This window comes from Tepidibacillus infernus (assembly GCF_048898065.1).
Classification (GTDB): domain Bacteria; phylum Bacillota; class Bacilli; order Tepidibacillales; family Tepidibacillaceae; genus Tepidibacillus_B; species Tepidibacillus_B infernus.
This window is the reverse complement of the sequence record NZ_JBLWFI010000090.1, coordinates 1-237: the sequence shown is the minus strand read 5'-3', so window position 1 is coordinate 237 and position 237 is coordinate 1. Positions and strand designations below refer to the sequence as shown.

The window sequence follows — 237 nt, the reverse complement described above, 5'->3', positions numbered from 1 at the left end:
TACTTAATGAAGATCTGCAAAAAACACTTGGATTTGAATCGATAAGTGCCTCTCAATTATCACGAAAAAACAATGAAATCAATCCAGAAATTCTTTCAACCCTATTCATAGATCTTGTTTATCAAATTCAACAAATCCACTTTAAAAATAGAAAGAACATGCCATTAAAGATCATTGATTCAAGTACACTACCGCTTAACTTAACCCATTACAAATGGGCAAAATTTCGTAAAACAA

The 237-nt window shown here is 30.4% G+C and carries 1 pseudogene; it reads left to right on the top strand.

Annotated elements, in window-relative coordinates:
• A pseudogene (locus TEPIDINF_RS15125) lies at positions 1-237 on the top strand (IS4 family transposase); the annotation flags it as partial.